The sequence below is a fragment of the Streptomyces sp. NPDC054872 genome (assembly GCF_053610705.1).
In genome coordinates this window covers 21,819-40,953 of record NZ_JBSGYY010000021.1, presented here as the reverse complement: position 1 = coordinate 40,953, position 19,135 = coordinate 21,819, and the positions used below count along the sequence as shown (strand labels likewise).

General features: G+C 71.6%; 15 protein-coding genes. 6 read left to right on the top strand and 9 right to left on the bottom strand.

All coding sequences use genetic code 11. The annotated features are described in order from the left end of the window. Position 1: 1 nt before the first annotated feature. The 3 genes from ACWGIH_RS24795 to ACWGIH_RS24785 form a co-directional block, all read right to left on the bottom strand. A complete protein-coding gene (locus ACWGIH_RS24795) occupies positions 2–892 on the bottom strand; it encodes a phosphatase PAP2 family protein (protein WP_453451397.1) in 891 nt (296 codons plus the stop codon). 75 nt (positions 893–967) lie between these two features. Next, complete coding sequence (locus ACWGIH_RS24790; protein WP_453451398.1) at positions 968–2,002, bottom strand: LacI family DNA-binding transcriptional regulator; 1,035 nt, start codon at positions 2,000–2,002, stop codon at positions 968–970. Between the two features lie 25 nt (positions 2,003–2,027). Beyond that, positions 2,028–3,731, bottom strand: a complete 1,704-nt coding sequence (locus ACWGIH_RS24785; protein ID WP_453451400.1) for a glycoside hydrolase family 13 protein — start codon at positions 3,729–3,731, stop codon at positions 2,028–2,030. Positions 3,732–4,204: 473 nt separating this feature from the next. Here ACWGIH_RS24785 and ACWGIH_RS24780 point away from each other — a divergent pair, with 473 nt between their 5' ends. The 5 genes from ACWGIH_RS24780 (at position 4,205) to ACWGIH_RS24760 (ending at position 9,218) form a co-directional block, all read left to right on the top strand. After that, the gene (locus ACWGIH_RS24780) at positions 4,205–5,830 is read left to right on the top strand and encodes a SpoIIE family protein phosphatase (RefSeq protein WP_453451401.1); all 1,626 of its coding nucleotides are present in this window, start codon (positions 4,205–4,207) and stop codon (positions 5,828–5,830) included. A 92-nt stretch (positions 5,831–5,922) separates the two neighbouring features. Next, positions 5,923–6,849 (top strand): metal-dependent hydrolase, encoded by a 927-nt coding sequence (locus tag ACWGIH_RS24775; protein WP_451202963.1) that lies wholly within the window; start codon positions 5,923–5,925, stop codon positions 6,847–6,849. A 1-nt stretch (position 6,850) separates the two neighbouring features. Then, positions 6,851–7,921 (top strand): PDR/VanB family oxidoreductase, encoded by a 1,071-nt coding sequence (locus ACWGIH_RS24770; RefSeq protein ID WP_453451402.1) that lies wholly within the window; start codon positions 6,851–6,853, stop codon positions 7,919–7,921. A 77-nt stretch (positions 7,922–7,998) separates the two neighbouring features. Then, positions 7,999–8,703 (top strand): TetR/AcrR family transcriptional regulator, encoded by a 705-nt coding sequence (locus ACWGIH_RS24765; RefSeq protein ID WP_453451403.1) that lies wholly within the window; start codon positions 7,999–8,001, stop codon positions 8,701–8,703. Then, positions 8,700–9,218, top strand: a complete 519-nt coding sequence (locus tag ACWGIH_RS24760; protein WP_453451404.1) for an N-acetyltransferase family protein — start codon at positions 8,700–8,702, stop codon at positions 9,216–9,218. Before ACWGIH_RS24765 ends, ACWGIH_RS24760 begins: the two co-directional genes overlap by 4 nt. Before the next feature lie 4 nt (positions 9,219–9,222). Here ACWGIH_RS24760 and ACWGIH_RS24755 read toward each other — a convergent pair whose 3' ends face one another. From ACWGIH_RS24755 to ACWGIH_RS24745, 3 genes are all read right to left on the bottom strand, one after another. Continuing rightward, a complete protein-coding gene (locus ACWGIH_RS24755) occupies positions 9,223–11,139 on the bottom strand; it encodes a hypothetical protein (RefSeq protein ID WP_453451405.1) in 1,917 nt (638 codons plus the stop codon). Between the two features lie 21 nt (positions 11,140–11,160). Further along, positions 11,161–11,652: a tetratricopeptide repeat protein gene (locus ACWGIH_RS24750; protein ID WP_453451406.1), complete on the bottom strand. Its 492-nt coding sequence runs from the start codon at positions 11,650–11,652 to the stop codon at positions 11,161–11,163. Positions 11,653–11,752: 100 nt separating this feature from the next. Then, complete coding sequence (locus ACWGIH_RS24745; RefSeq protein ID WP_453451407.1) at positions 11,753–14,878, bottom strand: alpha-N-acetylglucosaminidase; 3,126 nt, start codon at positions 14,876–14,878, stop codon at positions 11,753–11,755. A 177-nt stretch (positions 14,879–15,055) separates the two neighbouring features. Between ACWGIH_RS24745 and ACWGIH_RS24740 the strand changes: the two genes are divergently transcribed. Further along, entirely contained in the window at positions 15,056–15,496 is a 441-nt protein-coding gene (locus tag ACWGIH_RS24740; protein WP_453451408.1) for a hypothetical protein, read from the top strand. Positions 15,497–15,610: 114 nt separating this feature from the next. Here the strand turns inward: ACWGIH_RS24740 and ACWGIH_RS24735 are convergent, their stop codons facing one another. The 3 genes from ACWGIH_RS24735 to ACWGIH_RS24725 form a co-directional block, all read right to left on the bottom strand. Next, entirely contained in the window at positions 15,611–17,113 is a 1,503-nt protein-coding gene (locus ACWGIH_RS24735) for a DUF1996 domain-containing protein (RefSeq protein ID WP_453451409.1), read from the bottom strand. 87 nt (positions 17,114–17,200) lie between these two features. Further along, positions 17,201–17,851, bottom strand: a complete 651-nt coding sequence (locus tag ACWGIH_RS24730; protein ID WP_365822959.1) for a response regulator transcription factor — start codon at positions 17,849–17,851, stop codon at positions 17,201–17,203. Beyond that, positions 17,836–19,107: a sensor histidine kinase gene (locus ACWGIH_RS24725; protein WP_453451410.1), complete on the bottom strand. Its 1,272-nt coding sequence runs from the start codon at positions 19,105–19,107 to the stop codon at positions 17,836–17,838. Before ACWGIH_RS24725 ends, ACWGIH_RS24730 begins: the two co-directional genes overlap by 16 nt. Positions 19,108–19,135: the final 28 nt, after the last annotated feature.

The following is a 19,135-nucleotide window of genomic DNA, read 5'->3' as shown; positions in this document are numbered from 1 at the left end:
CTCAGGACTTGAAACGGGCCCTGACCTTGGCCGGCAGGAGCGGCGCCCGGTTCTCCGGCGCGTCCACCTCACGCGGCAGCCTGTGCGGCATCGCCCCGTACCACGCCCGGGCCACCGCGATGCCGAACGCCAGGCAGATCATGCCGCCCACCGCGTCGAGCCAGAAGTGGTTGGCGGTGGCCACGATCACGATCAGGGTCGCCGTGGGGTAGAGCAGGCCGAGGATCTTCGCCCACGGCGCCGAGGCCAGGGCGAAGATGGTCAGGCCGCACCACAGGGACCAGCCGATGTGCATCGACGGCATCGCCGCGTACTGGTTCGACATGTGCTTGAGGTCGCCGGAGGCCATGGAGCCCCACGTCTGGTGGACCAGGACCGTGTCGATGAAATCCTGGCCGTTCATCAGGCGCGGGGGAGCGAGGGGATACAGGTAGTAGCCGAGCAGGGCCACCGCCGTGGTCGCGAAGAGCACCGTGCGCGTGGCCGCGTAGCGTCCCGGGTGGCTGCGGAACAGCCAGACCAGGACACCGAGAGTCACCACGAAGTGCAGCGTCGCGTAGTAGTAGTTCATGCCGACGATGAGCCATGTCGCGGAGTTCACCGCGTGGTTGACGCTCTGCTCCACGGCGATCCCGAGGTGCTGCTCCGCCTGCCAGATCCAGTCGGCGTTGCGCAGGGCCTGTGACTTCTGTTCCGGCACCGCGTTGCGGATCAGGGAGTACGTCCAGTAACTCACCGCGATCAGCAGGATCTCGAACCAGAGCCGAGGGCGCCGGGGGGTGCGAAGACGGCGCAGGAAAGTCCGCCCATTGCGGTCATCCTGCTCGCCCGCGACGGGTGATGTGCTGGGCCGCTGCTGGCCTTCCAGTGTCGTCACAGTCATCTCACCCATAGGCACAGAGTCTGCCAGATACCGACCCTCCGACCGATCATCCCAAGGTCTGGTTCGGGCCGCATTCTCTACGCCCTACGGACGAGTCCGTCCCCGAGGGGCCGAGGCGGTTGAACCTCGAACGACCAGCTCCGGCATGAAGACGAATTCGCTGTGCGGGGCGGGAGTGCCGCCGATCTCCTCCAGGAGTGTACGGACCGCCGCCTGCCCCATCGCGGGGACGGGCTTGCGCACCGTGGTCAGGGGCGGATCGGTGAACGCGATCAGCGGGGAATCGTCGAATCCCACCACCGATATGTCGTCCGGGACCTCGAATCCGCGCTGCCGCGCCGTCCGTATCGCGCCCAGGGCCATCATGTCGCTCGCGCACACCACGGCCGTACAGCCGCGGTCGAGGAGTGCGGACGTCGCGGCCTGGCCGCCCTCCAGCGTGTACAGCGAGTGCTGGACCAGCTCCGTCTCGATCTCCTCGGGGGTCAGTGCCAGCTGGTCCTGCACCGTGCGTACGAAGCCCTCGATCTTCCGCTGTACGGGCACGAACCGTCTGGGGCCGAGGGCGAGTCCGATGCGTGTATGACCCAGGGAGACGAGGTGGGTGACCGCGAGGCGCATCGCCGCCCGGTCGTCCGGAGAGATGAAGGGGGCCTGCACCTTGGGAGAGAAGCCGTCCACGAGCACGAACGGCACGCCCTGCGCGCGCAGCTGCTCGTAGCGCTGCATGTCGGCGGAGGTGTCCGCGTGCAGGCCCGAGACGAAGATGATGCCGGAGACGCCGCGGTCCACGAGCATCTCCGTCAGCTCGTCCTCCGTGGAACCGCCGGGTGTCTGGGTGGCGAGGACCGGCGTGAAGCCCTGCCGGGTCAGGGCCTGCCCGATGACCTGGGCGAGCGCGGGGAATATCGGGTTCTCCAGCTCCGGCGTGATCAGCCCGATGAGGCCCGCGCTGCGCCGGCGCAGCCGCACCGGGCGTTCGTAGCCGAGGACGTCGAGTGCGGCAAGCACTGACTGACGGGTGGCCCCGGCGACGCCCGGCTTGCCGTTGAGCACCCGGCTGACCGTCGCCTCGCTGACCCCCGCCTGCGCTGCGATGTCGGCCAGTCGCGCGGTCACAGGATTGGACTGTACCGGTCACATCTCAGGCTGCCCACCAGACCGTTGAATCCGCGGGCAGGATCGTCGCGTCGCCGCCGGGGGGCGCGTCGGCGCTCGACAGGAGCAGGGTGCCGGGGGTGGGGACGGTGACGGGGCCGTCCGTGAGGTTCACCGTGCAGACCACCGAACCGCGCGGAGACGTACGGCGGAAGGACAGGACGCCCTCGGGTGCTTCGAGCCACTCCACGTCGCGGCCCCCGCCGAGCGCCGGGTGCTCGCGGCGCGCGGCGAGCGCACGGCGGTAGAACTCCAGGGTCGACGCGGGGTCGCCCTCCTGCGCCTCGACCGTGAGGTCCTTCCAGTCCGCGGGCTGCGGCAGCCAGCTCGGTCCGCCCTCGACCGGCCCGAACCCGAATGGCGGCCGCTCCCCGGACCAGGGGAGCGGCACCCGGCAGCCGTCCCGCGTCCCGTCCTGTCCCGTGCTGCGGAAGAACGCCGGGTCCTGGCGCACCTCGTCCGGCAGTTCGGTCACCTCGGGCAGGCCGAGCTCCTCGCCCTGGTAGATGTACGCCGAGCCGGGCAGGGCCAGCATCAGGAGCGTGGCGGCCCTCGCCCGGCGCAGGCCCCGTGCCGTGTCGCCGTCCGCGAAGCGGGTGGAGTGGCGTACGACGTCGTGGTTGGACAGCACCCAGGTGGCGGGCGCCCCCACGGCGTTCATCGCGACGAGGGAGCGGTCGATGACGGAGCGCAGCGCCGTCGCGTCCCAACCGGTCGTCAGATACTCGAAGTTGAACGCCTGGTGCAGCTCACCCGGGCGCAGATACCGCGCGCTGCGCTCCACCGTCGGCGTCCACGCCTCGGCGACGGCGATCCGCCCGCCCGTCACCCGCCCCCGCCCTTCCAAGGAATGCCCTTCGGGCCCAGACCCGATCTCCGCGTACTCGTCGAGGATCCGCCGCCAGTCGCGGTAGATCTCGTGCACGCCGTCCTGGTCGAAGTAGGGGACGGCCTGCTTGCCGAGGAGCCGAACCTGCTGCTCGCGGCCGATGTCGGGCAGGCCCGCGGCCTTGACCAGGCCGTGCGCCACGTCGATGCGGAAACCGTCGATGCCGAGGTCGAGCCAGTAGCGCAGGATGGAGCGGAACTCCTCGCGCACCGCCGGGTGGTCCCAGTTGAAGTCGGGCTGCTCGGGCGCGAAGAGGTGGAGGTACCACTCGCCGTCCGCGACCCGCGTCCAGGCGGGCCCGCCGAACACGGACTCCCAGTCGTTGGGCGGCAGTTGCCCCTCATCGCCCTTCCCGGGCCTGAAGTGGAAACGTTCGCGCAGCGGCGACCCCGCGCCCTCGCGCAGCGCCTGCCTGAACCACTCGTGCTGGTCCGAGCAGTGGTTGGGCACCAGGTCGACGATCACCCGCAGCCCGAGCGCGTGCGCTTCCCGTACGAGGTCGTCGGCGTCCGGCAGAGCCCCGAACATGGGGTCCACCGCGCGGTAGTCGGCCACGTCGTACCCCGCGTCGGCCTGCGGTGACGCGTAGAAGGGGGAGAGCCAGACGGCGTCCACGCCCAGCCGGTGCAGGTGGGGGAGGCGGGCCGTGACGCCCGGCAGGTCGCCCATGCCGTCGCCGTTCCCGTCGGCGAAGCTGCGTGGATACACCTGGTAGATGACGGCTTCGCGCCACCACTCGTGGCGCGCGGAGCCGTCGGCCGGTGAGTCTGCGGGAAGGGCGGTGGTGACGTGCTGGGTCATGAAGTCCTCGGGAGTACGGGGGCGGGCGGCACTTTGTTGAACGCCGCGCGGAAGGCGAAGGTCACGAGGATGTCCTCCTCACCAAGGGTGCACTGTCCGGGCGGCATGCGGATCGCCCCGTCGAAGAGGCGCGGGGCCGCTACCGCGAACTGCTGAGGACACGTGCGACCGGCCCCGCCACCGGCCTCCGTACGACGCCGGAAGCGCCGTGGACGCCGCCCCGCCCGCCGCCGGGCGTCGCGAAGGGCGGCAGGGGGCGCCGTCACGCTTTTCCCGCAGGCCGAAGCCAGGAATTCTACTGTCGGGCACGCCGCGCGCGTGGCCGGTTCGCCCACCTCCACCGGACCGGGTCGTACTGCCGCCGTCTTCCCCCGGTGCGCGCGGCAGCGCGCTAACTTGAGGGGGCAGGTACGAGTCGGCCTGCGCCGTTTTGCGCCGAGGGGCTGTCCCGCGTGAGCGTCAAGGGCAAGGCAGTGAACACAGCCAGCACGGTCCTGGTGGTCGACGACGCACCCGCCAGCAGGTACGCGCTGAGCGCCGTCCTGCGCAGGGACGGCCACCGTGTCCTGCTCGCGGCGAGCGCGAGCGAGGCGCTGATCGAACTCGACGTGCGGATGCGGGCCGGGGACCTGCCGGACGTCGCGCTCGTCGACGTGGGCCTGCCCGACATGAGCGGCTATGAACTGTGCCGCCGCATCAAGCAGCTGCCGCCCATCGCGAGCCTGCCCGTCGTCCACTTCTCGGCGGCGTCCCGCCCGCCGGCCGACCGGTGCCGGGGTCTGGACGCGGGCGGCGAGTCCTATCTGACGGTGCCCGCCGAACCCGAGGAGATCCAGGCGGTCGTACGGGCCGCCGCGCGCGGGGCCCGCTCCCGCAGTGACGCCCAACTCCGGGCCGGGCGCCTGGCGTTGCTCGCCGGGGCGATCCTGGCCGTGCAGTCGGCCCGCTGCCTGGGCGAGCTGGCGGACGCGGCGGCCACCGGCACGGAGCGGCTGACCGAGAGTCCCGCGACGGTGTTCGTGCTCGGCGGGGACGGGGAGATCCACCGGGGGCTCTCCCGGCGCAGGGCCGCCGCCCTGTTGCCGGACCCCGGGGCGCACGAGGCGGTGGCCCGGCTGATGCGGCGCGTCATGTCGGGGCGTACGGGCGTGCGGCACACGGTCGTACCGGCTCCGCTGTGGCCGGCGGGCTTCTTCCGCTCGGTGAGGGGCGCCGGGCAGTGGGGCGACCAGGCGTCCGAGGAGGCCGCCCTCGTCGTGGCCCGGCTGAGCGAGGGGCGCGCGCTGGTGTGCCTCGCGACGCCCGCGTACCGGGAAGGACTGTCCGACGAGACCGAGCACCTCGTCGAGCGGCTCGCCCACGCCACCGCGCTGGCCGCGGAACCCCTGGTGATGTACGAGGAGGAGCGCCACGTGGCGCTGACCCTCCAGCGCAGCTTTCTGCCGTCGAAGCTGCCGGAACTGCCCGGCACGGATGTCGTCGTCCGCTATGAACCCGCCTCGCGCCAGGCGGAGATCGGCGGTGACTTCTACGCGGCGCTTCCGACGCCCGGCGGCGTCCTGACCGGCATCGGTGACGTCGTCGGGCACTCGCTCGAAGCCGCCACCGTGATGGTCGAGATCCGGCACGCGCTGCGCGCCTACTGCGTCGAGGACCCCGACCCCGGCGCGCTCGCCGGACGCCTCGACCAGATGCTGCAGCACTACCACCCGGGCGTGACGGCCACCATGTGCCTGAGCCTGATCGAACCGGCCACCGGACGCGTCCGGATCGCCAACGCGGGGCACATCCCGCCGCTCGTGGTGCGGGACGAGGGCACGGCCTCGTACGTCGACGTGCAAGGGCCGCTGCTCGGCCTCGGCCTCGACCGGCCGGAGCCGAGCGAGTTGGTCCTGCGGCGGACCGAGCGCCTGCTGATGGTCACGGACGGGCTCATCGAGACGCGGGGCATGGACCTCGCGGTGTCGATGGAGCAGTTGCGGATCGCCGCGGCGGGCGCGCCGAGGGGCGTCGCCGACCTGTGCGACACGCTCCTCGCGTGCTTCGGCCGCGAACGCGAGGACGACATCGCGCTCCTCGCGCTGCGCAGGACGAACTGACCCGGCACCGCGCGGCCGTCCCGAGGAGAACCGTCGAATTGACCCCCGCAAGGATCTGTACCCGCACGCCTACCCGTCAGTACATTGACGCCATGTCTAATACGCAGAGCCGGGAGCCGAAGCCCCTTGCGTCCGAGCACATACCGCTCAAGGCGCGCAAGGTCTCCTTCTCCTGGGAGGACACCCCGCTGCACTGGGTGCCGGGCGACCCCTTCGCCACGCACACGATCAACGTGCTGCATCTGCTTCTCCCGGCGGGTGAACGCTGGTTCGTCCACGTGTACAAGCAGGTCCTGCCGTACATCCGGGACGACCGGCTCCGTGAGGACGTGATCGGCTTCATCGGCCAGGAAGCCATGCACGCACAGGCCCACGACGAGGTCCTGCCGCACCTCAAGGAGCAGGGCCTGGACCCCACGCCCTACACCGCCCAGGTCGACTGGCTCTTCGAGAAGATGCTCGGCGACCGGACGCTGCCGCCCGGCAAGGCCCGCAAGTGGTGGCTGATGGAACGCGTCGCGATGATCGCCGCCATCGAGCACTACACCGCCTTCCTCGGCAACTGGGTCCTGAACGCGGACGAGCTGGACCGCAGGGGCGCCGACCCGACCATGCTCGACCTGCTGCGCTGGCACGGCGCCGAAGAGGTCGAGCACCGCTCCGTCGCCTTCGAGCTCTTCATGCACGTCGACGGCAGCTACCGCCGCCGCGCCCGCACCTGGGCCACGGCCTTCACCGCCCTGGTCTTCCTCTGGCAGCGCGGCGCGCGCTTCTTCATGGAGAACGACCCGACCCTCATCGGCGGCAAGGCCTCGTTCAAGGACTTCTACCGGGGCGGCAAGCAGGGCACGCTGCCCACGACCCCGGACATGATCCGCTCCATCCCCCGCTATCTGAGCCGCGCCTACCACCCCTCCCACGAGGGCAGCACCGCCCAGGCCGTCGCCTACCTCGCCTCGTCCCCGGCGGCCACCGCGGCCGAGGCCGCGACGGAATCCCTGCCGAAGGGAGCGCGCTGACATGCCCCGCATCCGCACCGTCCTGCTCGTCACGGGCGCCGCCCTGCTCGCCAAGCGCGCCATGCGGCGCCGCATCGACGCCTCCCCGCTGTGGCCGCTGCCCGCCCTGGAGGAGCCGGTCTCGGGCCGCCCGCGCTCCCGCGCCCTTCGCCTGGTCGTCACCCGGCACGAGAAGGTCGCCGACGGGGTCGTACAACTGCGTCTGGAAGGCGACCACTTGCCCGCCTGGCAGCCGGGCGCCCACCTGGACCTGGTCCTCCCTTCCGGTCTCGTCCGCCAGTACTCGCTGTGCGGGGACCCGGAGGACACCTCCTCGTACACCGTGGCGACCCGCCTCATCGACGAGGAACAGGGCGGCCGCGGCGGTTCGCGCGAGGTGCACGAGCAGCTCCAGGAGGGCGCGGAGGTCGAGGTGCGCGGCCCGCGCAACCGCTTCCCCCTTGCCGACGCCGAGGCGTACGTCTTCGTGGCGGGCGGCATCGGCATCACCCCGATCCTCCCCATGCTGCGGGAGGTCGAGGCGGTGGGCCGCGCGTGGCGGCTGCTTTACGGGGGCCGCTCCCGGGCCTCGATGCCGTTCCTGGAGGACGTGGAGAAACTGGCCGGCGCCACGCCGGGCCGGGTCACGGTCGTCGCGGAGGACGAGGGCGGCCGCCCGGATCTCGCCGCCTTCCTCGCGGACCTGGCGCCCGCCACCGCGGTGCACGTGTGCGGCCCCGAGGGCCTGATGGAAGCGGTGGCCGCGACGCTGCCGGACGACGCCGAACTGCACCTGGAGCGCTTCACGCCGCACACCTCCGCGGAGGGCAACGGCGCCTTCGAGGTGGAGCTGCGCCGCAGCGGGCGGACCCTCACCGTGGCCCCGGACGCCACGGTCCTGACCGCCGTGCGCGCGGCGCTGCCCGACACCGCGTACTCCTGCGAGCAGGGCTTCTGCGGAACCTGCCAACAGCGGGTCCTGGAAGGAGAGATCGATCACCGGGACGAACTGCTCACGGACGCCGAGCGTGCCGACTCGATGCTGATCTGTGTGTCGAGGGCGGGTGGTGACCGCATCGTCCTGGACATGTGAGGCAGGTGACGCCAGATGTGAACGGTGGGGACGGACCAGCCCCTTGGACGGCTTGATCTGCTCGGTAAGGTGTTCGCATGACTACCGGGGTGCGCCGCAGGATGGGTGTCGAGGAGCGGCGGCAGCAGTTGATCGGGGTCGCGCTCGACCTGTTCAGCCACCGCTCGCCCGACGACGTGTCCATCGACGAGATAGCGGCGGCCGCGGGCATCTCGCGCCCGCTGGTCTACCACTACTTCCCGGGCAAACTCAGCCTGTACGAGGCGGCGTTGCAGCGGGCGGCCGACGACCTCGCCGACCGCTTCGTGGAGCCGATGGAAGGCCCCCTCGGTGCGCGCCTGCTGCGGGTGATGGGCCGCTTCCTGGACTTCGTGGACGGCCACGGCCCCGGCTTCTCCGCACTGATGCGCGGCGGTCCCGCCGTCGGCTCGTCCACCACCAACGCGCTCATCGACTCGGTGCGGCAGGCGGCGTACGTCCAGATCCTCGCGCACCTGGGCGTCACGGACCCGCCCGCCAGGCTCGAACTCGTGATCCGCTCCTGGATCTCGCTCGCCGAGTCCACGGCGCTCATCTGGCTCGACGGCCGCCGCATCCCGCGCGCCGAGCTCGAGCTGCAACTGGTGCACGACTTCGCCGCGCTCGCCGCCGTGAGCGCCGCGTACGACGAGGAGATGGCCGCGATCCTGCGCCGCATCCTCGCCGAGGAGCCGCCGGACGGACCGTTCGCCGCGTTGATCACCAGGCTGATCGGCCTTGTCCCTCAGGAGCAGAGCAGTTGACCCACCGCCTGGCCGACGAGAACGACATCCCCACCCTCGTCGCCCTCTACGACGGCGCCGCGCACTGGATGCGGGCCCGGGGGATCGACCAGTGGAAGCCGGGCGAGAAGGGCGCGGAGCACTTTCGCGGGCGCATCGCGTCGGACGAGGTCTGGCTCGCGTACGACGGCGCGATGGTCACCGGTGCGTACGAGGTGTGGTGGGCGGACGAGCCCGCCTGGGGGGAACAGCCGCCCGTCGCGGGCTACGTGCACCGCCTGATGACACGGCGCGGCGCCCCGGCGGGCACGGGCCGCGCAATGCTGTCACGCGCGGTACGGCGGATAGCCGAGGCCGGCCGGGACCGCTGCCGCCTGGACTGCGTGTCGTCCAACCCGCGGCTGCGGGAGTACTACGAGGCGGCGGGCTACGCGGTCGTGGGGGAGCTGCCGGGGAAGGTGGCGGCGGACGGGAGCACGTACGGCGTGCTGCTCCTGGAGAAGGATCTGCGAGACCTGCTCCCGTCCGACGCCTGAGACGTCAACGCAGCGTCGACACCTTCGAGCCGTCCGCGAGCCGCCCGGTGAGTCCGGCGCGTACGCCCCGCTTCACGGGCGCGGCCACGGTGTTTCCGGGGGTCCGGGACCCGCCGGACGCCTGGACCGAGACGACGTCCCTGCTGCCGGCCCCCAGCAGATACCAGTTCCCGCCCTGGGACTTCCACCGCACTCCCGCGAGCACCGAAGGCTGTCGGGCCCCGCACGCCGCGGAGTCCTCCGCCTTCGCGGCGACCGCGGCCGCGCCCGCCGCCTGGAACTGCGCGAGGGCCCGGCCCCCGTCGCCCCGCCAGGTGTCCGCGCGGGTGCAGAGCCAGGCCGCGGCGCCGTTCGCCTCGGGCAGCGCCTGGCGTGCGTACTGCCAGGAGTTGACCGAGCGCACGCCGTTCGAGCGGGCATCGGCGAGGGAGCAGGCGGCCGACGACCAGTTCGCGGCCGTTGCCTCGCGCGGGGCCTGCGGGCGGCCCGCGGTGAGATGGGCGGGGACGAGCTCGCCGAGGTCGGAGGAGAGTCGATTCACCCCGGCGTCGTCCCGCAACTGCAGGGCGTTCCAGGAGGTGCACGCGCGGGCCTGCGCCGGACTGGCGAACGGCTCCGTGACACCCTCGCCGTCCCGCTTCAGGGCGTCGGCGTTCGCCTGCGGCTTCAGCAGGTCGCGTACGGCGACACCGCCCACCCACGGCGCGGTCAGATAGCGGACGTTGCCGTCGACGCGGCTCACCACCAGGGCGCCGGCCTCGGCGCTCGTCGCGCCGTCCACGCGTGCGAAGTCGAGCGCGGCTCCGGCGGTGCCGTCCTTGGGCTCGGCGTACCGCACGATGCGCAGTCCGTCGTAGAGGAGCACGACCCGGGCCGCGTCGACCTCGCCGGCGAAGAGCAGCTGGGCGGGGCCGGGAGGGGCGCCGGCGGCGGTGCCGGGCGTGGCCGAGACCTGCACCGATTCTCCGGGGCGTGCCCAGACGGCCAGGGCCCGCCGCAGCAGGGCGTGGTCGTCGACGAGCGCGCCCCTGGCGGGCCACACGGAGAAGTCGGCGCGCGCGGACTTCTTCCACGTACTGGCCGCGACCTTCGTCAACTGCCCGGGGTCCAGGGCGGCCTGGCCCGCCGGGTTCTGCGCGTACGCGGGCGCGGCGGCCCCGTCGGGACCCCAGCCGTCGCCCGGAAGGCCGAGCAGCGCGCCGCAGACCAGGGCGGCGGCCAGCGCGACACCCGCGGCCTTCATGTGCTGCCTGCGGCGCATCAGGTCCGTCGGTCGCGCCTGCAGTGAGCAGGGGTCGAACTCGGGTGACCTGAGCAGTTCGTACGCCGCGTCCACGCCGTCGGCCTCGGCGAGCGCCGCGGCCGGCTCGTCGACTCCGGCGGCGGCGAGCACCTTGCGTACGTCGGCGTCGGGGAGGCGCTCGAGGCCACGCAGCACGTACGCGGCCCGAGCGGGGCCGGAGAGCGCCGAGAGGCGCTGGTCCAGGGCGAGTTCGTCGGCGCCGCCCGACCGCGGGAAGAGCCGCAGGCCCCAGACCTGCGGCAGCAGCGGCGGCAACTGCGAGCGCTTGGGCCAGGCCTTGCGCCGCAGCGGGAGCCCCGCGTCGAGCGCGGTGCCGACGATCCGCAGCCGCATGTACGCGTACCCGGGGTCGCCGTTGCGTCCGTCCCCCGAGCGCTGTTCCGGGATGACCTCGGCGTCGGCCGGCCTGCGGCTGCGGGGCAGCGCGCGCTGGGTCAGGGCGTGGGCGGTCAGGACCCGGCGGTTGCGCCCGAGGCTGGGCGGCAGGACCAGATAGGCGAGCCGCACCAGGCGCGGGTAGTGCTCGACGAGGGCGGCCTCGGCCTGCTCGACATCGACGACGGCGGAGAGATCCTGGGGCGGGGAGGGGGACTTCACATTCGACGACACGTTCAGCAAAACGAGCGAATCGTCGGATGGTCACCTCTCCGTGAGCATTCGAGCATAGTTGCCCATTGACCGCTGGTAGCGCGGCAGGTGGGGCGCGAGGGCGCCGAGCACCAGCGCCAGGCCTTCCCGTTCGCGCCCCAGACTGGCGAGGCAGAGGGCGAGGGTGGCGCGCACGGCGTCATCCAACTCGTCGCTCGGCGCGTCGAGTTCGGCTTCGAGGAGCGCGACGCCCTCCTCGGGTCGGCCGATGTTCCGCAGAGAGCTGCTGAGTTGGATGACGGTACGGCGTCGCCGGTAACCGTCGAGCCCCTTCTCCAGGGCCTCCCGGTACAAGGGAACGGCGCGGTCCGAGTGGCCGGTGGAGTCGAAGGCGCAGGCTCTTTCGAAGGGGGCGACGGGGCTGTTCTCCGGCAGCTCCTCGACCAAGGCGTCGATGATCTTCCGGAACTCCTCGCCCCGGTCGTCGTACTCCTCGACCGAGGCCCACGCCTCGGCCACCCGCTGCTCCCACGCAATATCCATGGCCACACCCTTGCACGGGGTGCCGGGCCGCCGGGAGGGATTTGTTCCGCACCCCCTCGGCGACCCGGGCCACCTGCCTCAGTCGGCTTTCAGTCGCCCCTTAGTCGACCCGCCACCCGCTGAACTCCACCGTCCCCCGCGCCCCGTCGCCGCCGTTGGTCGCGCTCATGAACAGCCCCACGTCCTGCGCCGCCGCGGCTCCCGGCACCGGCACACTCGCCACCGTCCGCCACGTGGTCCCGCCGTCCGTCGAGCACGAGCCCGTCACCACGTCGCCCGCCCGCGCCAGGCGCAACAGCACCGGCGCCTTGATGCCCGTGATGCGCTTGTACGTGTCCAGGGTTCCGTCGCCGTTCGTGTCGTACGACAGGACCACCCCGTTCGACGGCGTGACCGCGAGGTCGACGAAGCCCCGGGACCCCGCCACCCCCATCTCGTTGCGTGCGATCAGGCCCGCCCTGGCCCACGGCCCCGTCACCGCCTGGGCGTCGACCCGGACCGTCACCGAGACGCCGTCGCGCAGCGCCCCCTCGCGGTACAGCGTGCCGAACTCCGTCGTGCCCTTCCACAGGTCCGCGCCCCCGCCGTTGATCGCGTACCGGCCGTCAAGCTCACCGAAGACCGCGGCGTTGTTGGTGTACTTCTTCCAGCCCGCCCCCACCGGGCCCGCCTCGAACAGCACACCTTCGTGGACCGCCCGCACCCTCCGCTCGCCCGCGGGGCCGTACCGCACGGCGATCTCGTACGGAAGCGGACGCAGCGGGCGGTCGAGCGGCGTTCCCGGCGCGCTCACCCGCCACGCCACCTTGCCCGTGCCGGCGGGAGCGACCCGGGGCAGTGAAACCGGGCCGGAGGGCTCCGCGTCGATCCCCGTCAGCCGGAAGTCGACACGGCCGGTGGCCCGCAATCCGTTGACGTTGCGGAAGACCGCCTCGACCCGCGCGCGGCCGCCGGGCGGCAGCGACGGCGGATCGGCGACGACCTCCAGGGACCCCTGGTAGGGCGCCCGCGCCAGCACGTCCCGCACCCGTGAAGCGGTCCGGTACGGGTCGCCGGTCGCCCGCAGGGGGTAGTCCTTGCGCTCCCGGGTCCACGGCTCCTCCACCGCGAACCAGTCCACCGCCCGCGGTTCACGCCCGGCGGCCAACGCGTCGGCCAGCTCATCGAGCCACTTCTGCCAGCGGGGCACGTAGAAGTCGGCCATGAGCCCGGACCATTCACGGTTCCCGTACTCGTGCAGCTTCCCGCCGTCGGACGTCGCCCGGTCGCCCCACACCGTGATCAGCACCTTGGCGGTCCGTTCGAACTCCGCCCGCTCCGCCCCGGTCGTGCCCATCCTGCGCGCCGACTCGACCCAAGGCCCAAGCAGGAAAGCCGAGTTGGTGGCCGTCAGCTCGTCCGAGAGCCGCATCAGCCGTAACCACAGCGTCGACAGCCCGCGGAAGGTGTCCGCGTCCTCGCGCCCGTACGCGGACCGCAGCTGCGGCAGCAACTGCCGGCTCCGGTGCGCGAGCGCCTGGCGGGCCACGTCCACCAGGTCGTACCGGTAGGCGGCACTGCCCCGCAGCCCGCCGCGGACCCCGAGGAGCCCGGCGAACGCCGCGTCGAAGCGGCCCGGGTCGTAGGTCAGCGCGCGTGGCGCGTACTCGGCGGCGCGGTTCGCCGCCAGGTCGGGGCGGGCCGCGAACAGCGAGTCGTGCGGGTCGCTGCGCTCGACGGCGGTGTGCCGGTAGGCGGTGTCGTGCAGGGCCCGCCACGCGCGCCGGGCGTCGGAGTCGTGGCCGCCGTAGCGGAAGCCCGCGTAACCGTCGAACCAGGCTTTCAGGTCGAGCTTCTCCTCGGACCAGGCAAGTTCGGAGAAGAGCTCGAAGGCGGCCGGGTCCCGGTCCGTGGCCTCCGGCATGAACGCCGTGCCCACGAGCGCGCTGCCGCCCTTGTCGCGCCAGGCGAAGAACTTCTCGTTCCAGATGTGGGCGCGGGCCCCGATCGTCGTGCGGCCCCCGAAGTTCGGGATGGTCCCGAACGCGTACGGCGTGCCGCCCCAGTCCTTCTCGCGGTCGGTGACGCTCGTGAACCGGTCGGAGACCCCGTCCACGATCAGCATCCGGCGCCGGTCGATCGCGTCGAGCAGCTCGGGCAGCGGATTGGCCTCCCAGCCGAGGATCACCCAGGTCGCGCCCGGGCGGGCCTTGCGCAGGGCCGCCTCCACACCGCGTGCCGCGTCCGGCACGGGGACGTCCCCCGGGGTGCCGCCCTCGTGCAGGAGGTCCATCTTGAAGTTCTCGGCGGCCCCGAAGAGCTGCACCTGGTGCCGGTAGAAGGAAGCGGCGACCTTCGCGAAGGACGAGGTCCTCGGGTCGAGCCAGTCCGGTCGCCGGAACCCGTGCCAGATGCCCTGGGGTATGACCCGTGCGTCCCCGCCGTTGCGCGCCACGAACCCGTCAGGGACGTGCCCGTAGTAGCCGGGGAGCACCGGCGCCATGCCCAGGGAGCGCAGCCGGTCCACGATTCTGCGGCCCAGCTCGGCCCGGTCCGCGATGACGGCGGGGGACAGCGGCCCCCCGTACCCGGACAGGTTCTGCAGCAGCCACCACGCCTGGTGCGAAGGCGCCGGCAGCCAGGCGCGCGCCTCCGCGTCGCTGTAGCCGAAGTCCTGGAGAACCCGGTGGTAGACGGCCTCCGCCCCCGCGATCACCAGGACCTCGTTGCAGCCGTGCAGGGCGAGGATGTCGATCATCCGCTCCCAGTACGCCCAGTCGGCGTGGGGCGCGGTGTACCCGTCGTTCGTGTCGTTCAGGGCGAACCGATGCGCGAGCCCGGTGGACCGCTCCAGGGGGCGGGCCGGCGCGGGCAGCGTGCGCGGCAGGTCCAACTGGCTGCCGTTCCAGCTGACATGGGCCCCGCAGACGTACTTCAGATACCAGTGGACCCCGGTGAGCAGCACGGCCGGCGTCGTACCGGACACATCGATGCGCCCCGTGGCGCCCGAAACCCGGAAACGGTCCGTGCCGCCCTTCGCGGGGACGAGTCTGAGACGGAACTGTTCCGCGTGATGCGGCAGGAGTCTGTTGAGTGCTGAGCGCGCGGAATCCGTATCGAGGGCGACAGCGGGGTCCCGGACGGGCCCCTCGGCGGCGTGGGACGGAACCGCCACCCCGCCGACGGCGGCACCGAGGCCGATGGCCCCGGCGGTGCCGAGCACGGAACGTCGGGACGGATCGGTCATGTGTACCCCCTGGGTCGAATGGTGCGGCGCACGGTATCCGTGCGGCGCCCTGCGCTCAACGGTGCATACGGACATGGCGAGTTCACCTCGCCTGAAGGGACTGGTGGGGCGATGAAGGCAGCGCGGAAGGCGCTTGCGGGCGCGAGTGGGGGCATGCGTCGGCGCATGCGGTCGGGCATGGCTGCGGGGATGGGTGCGGGACTGCTGATGGTGCTCGTGGCGTGCGGCTCTGACGGCGACGACGCGCCACCGGACACGGCGAGCGGCAGCCTGGAGCAGCTGGCGGCCAAGGCGCGCTGCAAGCCCGACATCCAGACGGACGCGGCCGAACTGCGGCAGGCCACCTGTGACAAAGGTGCCCGCCGCTACGTCCTAGTAACCTTTACAAATGCCCGTGGCCAGGCCGAATGGTTCGACGAGGCGACCGATTACGGCGGTACGTACCTCGTCGGCAAGAAGTGGATCGCGGTCGGCGACGAGAAAGTGGTCATGCGGCTGCGCGGCCGGCTCGGCGGGACCGTGGAGAAGTCCTCGCACCACTCGGGGAGTAGCGGTGGTGGGGATCACGAGGACGGAGGCCCGGGGCACTCGGGCCACTCCGGTCACGACACGAACTGACCGCGCAGCGGTATGGGGGAGTGGGGGCGTGGGGGGGCGTGGGGGGCGTGGAGGTACGGGGGTCAGCTTGCGGTACTGAGCCGAGCCGCTCGGCTCAGTACCGCCCGCGGCGGGTCACTTGCAGCGCTGACCGCTGTTGATGCACTTGGCCATGCGGTTCATCAGCCTCTCGTCGAAGACGTTGATGAAGTCACCGTGATCGGTGATCGGCTTGTGCAACTGCTCGGGGAACGAGTCGACGGCGAATCCCGGCCCCGGCGGCACGTCGTACACGATGCGCTGCACCAGCTGCGGGATGGCCTTGAAGCCCTGCGGGCACGCGCCGGTCTCCGCGTCGGCGAAGGCCACGTGCGTGCGGTGGTTGGCGCTGTCGGTGTTCTGGCCGTCCCAGCAGCTCTGGAAGTTGAACGTCCGGACGACCTGGCTGCCCTCGGGGCAGATCGGGTACTTGTCCTTCAGCTGCCGGTCCTCGAACCCGGTGCAGCTCCACGACGCGTTGGCGTTCGCGTCTCCATTGGTCAGCGATTTGGCGTCACCGGTGATGATGCGCAGGAAGCGCGGCATCGCGACGACCTTGCCCGTCGGATTCCCGGCGAATTTCAGCGTGACCGAGGTCGGGGTCTGGATCTGGCCGACGTTCTGGTCCTTTCCGCCGCCGTCCGCGTCGGCGTCGTTCTCGTCCTGCCCGTTCTGCAGCCTCAGGACCGGCCAGTAATAGGTGGACTTGTCCCCTTGGTTGCGGCAGGTGGTGTCGCCGTTCGCGAGATCGTCGTCACCGGAGAAAGCATCCGTGGCCTGATTGCCGACGTAATCGTGCATGTGGTGGGCGCCATTGCTCACGCCGGGCGCAGCGATGACATTGTCCGGATTGAACTTGCCGTTCTCGTTCGTCCCGCATTTCGTGGTGAAGGTGCCGCGCGAGGCGCCGCGTCGTTTGTCGGGGCGGTTGACGTTGGGCTGTACGGAGTTGATGTCGACGAAGTCGGCGGCCTCGGGGCCGTTGCCGTTCTGCTGACCGGGCGGCTGCTCCTGGTCGCCGCCGTCACCGGGGGGCTGCTCCTGACCGTCGCCGCCGTCCTGCGGTGGCTGTTCCTGCCCGTCGCCCCCGTCCTGCGGCGGCTGTTGCCCCGCCGAGTCGTCCGCCCGCATGGTGCACGGCGCCATCCCGTCGATCCCCTGCGGCGGCTGCCCGCCCGCCTGGTCGATCGAGGACCCGATGCCTTCGATGGTCGGCCGCCGCTGCTCCTCGAGGGGCTCGAGCACGGCCTCGGCCTGCTCGGTGTTCGCGGCGTCGGCGAACTTCTCGTACGCGGCGGTGATCTGGGTGTCCAGCTCCGCGAGCCGCCGGTCCACGTCCTCGCGAGCCCCGTCCGGTACGTCCGAGAGCTGGGTGCCCACGTCCGGGCAGCTGATGGTCGCCATCCCCACCCCCGGACCGCCGCCCTGCTCGCCGGACCGGGTGGAGGCGGACGGCGAGCCATTGCTCTCGCCGGCGTTCGCGTAGACATTCACCGCGACCATTCCGCCGCCGCCCAGGATGAGCGCAGCCGAGGCGGCGATCGCGCGCCCGGCGAGTTTTGATCGTTTTCGTGATGTGCGTCGTGGTGTGCGTCCCATGGGACTACGTACGCAACAGGAGTCGGCCCCGTTCAATCATGCGCGGAATTCCCCCCGCAATCTCGCGGGCGATCTTCGGTGTTCCGCTCAGCGCCCTTGATCCAGATAGGCGAGTACGGCGAGAACCCGCCGGTTGTCGTCGTCCGACACCGAAAGGTCCAGCTTTCCGAAGATGTTGGACGTGTGTTTGGCGATCGCCCGTTCCGTCACGACGAGCTCCGCGGCGATCGCCGCGTTCGACCGTCCCTGCGCCATGAGTTCGAGCACCTCACGCTCGCGCGGCGTCAGCTTGCCGAGCGGCTGGTCCGCCGACCGTCGCGACAGGAGCTGCTGGATCACCTGCGGGTCCATCGCGGTGCCGCCCGACGCGACCCGGCGTACGGCGTCGATGAACTGGTCGGCGTCGAAGACCCGGTCCTTGAGGAGATAGCCGACCCCGCCGTTCCCGTCGGCGAGCAACTCGCGCGCGTACAGCTGCTCCACGTGCTGGGAGAGCACGAGCACCGGCAGCCCCGGCCGTGCCTTCCGCGCGGCGAGCGCGCACTGCAGTCCCTCGTCCGTGTGGGACGGCGGAAGCCGGACGTCCACGACTGCGACGTCCGGCTCCAACTCGGCCAGGGCCTTGGTGAGTTCGGGCCCGGTCTCGACCGCGGCGGCGATCTCGAAGTCGAATGCCTCCAGCATCCGCACCAGGCCGTCACGCAGCAGGAACAGATCTTCGGCTAGGACAACTCGCAAGGGATCTCCATGGTCACCATGGTCGGGCCGCCCGCGGGACTGCTGACGGCCAGTACGCCGTCGAATGTACCGAGTCGGCGTTCGATCCCGCTCAGTCCCGACCCCGTGCCGATGGACGCCCCGCCCTTGCCGTTGTCGGTGACCGCCACCCGCAGCATGCCCTGCGCGTGGTGGACGTCCACCCAGATGCGGTCCGCCCCCGAGTGCTTGATGGCGTTGGTCAGCGCCTCGCTCACCGCGAAGTACGCCGCCGACTCCACCGGCTCCTCGGCGCGGCCGAACAGCTCCACGTCCACCTCCGTCCGCACCGGCAGCCGCAGCGCGAGGGCCTTCACCGCGTCACTGAGGCCACGCTCGGCGAGCACCGGCGGGTGGATGCCGCGGACCAGGTCACGCAGCTCGGTCAGGGCCTCGCCGGAGTTCTGCCGGGCCTTGGCGATCATTTCCTTGGCCTTCGCCGGGTCCTTCTCGATCATCGCCTCGATGGTGCCGAGGTCCATGCCCATCGCGACCAGGCGGGCCTGCGCCCCGTCGTGCAGGTCCCGCTCGATGCGGCGCAGTTCGGCGGCGGAGGTGTCCACGGCGTCGTGCCGGGTCTCGGTCAACCGGTCGACGCGCTGGGCCAGTTCACGCTCCCGCATGGAGGTGGTGGGCGCCAGCAGCGCCCGGGTCAGGAGGAAGTGGCCGCGCACGATGGCGGGGTTGGCGAAGACGCCGGTGATGCCGAGCGCGGTGCCGAGCAGGGCCGCCATGTTGGCGTCACCCTGCGAGGTGACGTGGATGAAGCCGTACCACTCGCCGCCGCCCGCCTCGTAGATCGGCTCCCAGACGCCGAGAGCGAGGACGTAGCCGTACAGCATGTAGAGCAGCAGCGCGGGCGCGAAGATCGCCGTGACGCAGCCCGCGGTCATGTCGACGAGGAGCCACTGCAGGTCACGCCAGGTCGCCGGGTCCTTGAGGAGCAGCGAGGTGCGCTCCACCTGCCCGGTGATGCCCCCGCGCAGGTCCGCGGGGAAGGGGCGGTAGGGCGACGGGATGCGCACGTTCGACCAGGCGCCGGCCTGGGCGCGGCGCAGGTCGGCCCACTTGCGTACGCCGGTCAGGATCACCGGCGTCGTGAAGACGCCGACGCCGAGCAGGATGAAGGCGATCGAGAGGACCGACAGCACGAAGAGAGTGATCGAACCGGCGAGCGTGACGACCGCCAGGTAGAGCCCACGGGCTCCCGCGATCACGGATTCACGGACCCTCGTCATTTTTTGATCCCCATCTCTTCCAGTGGCA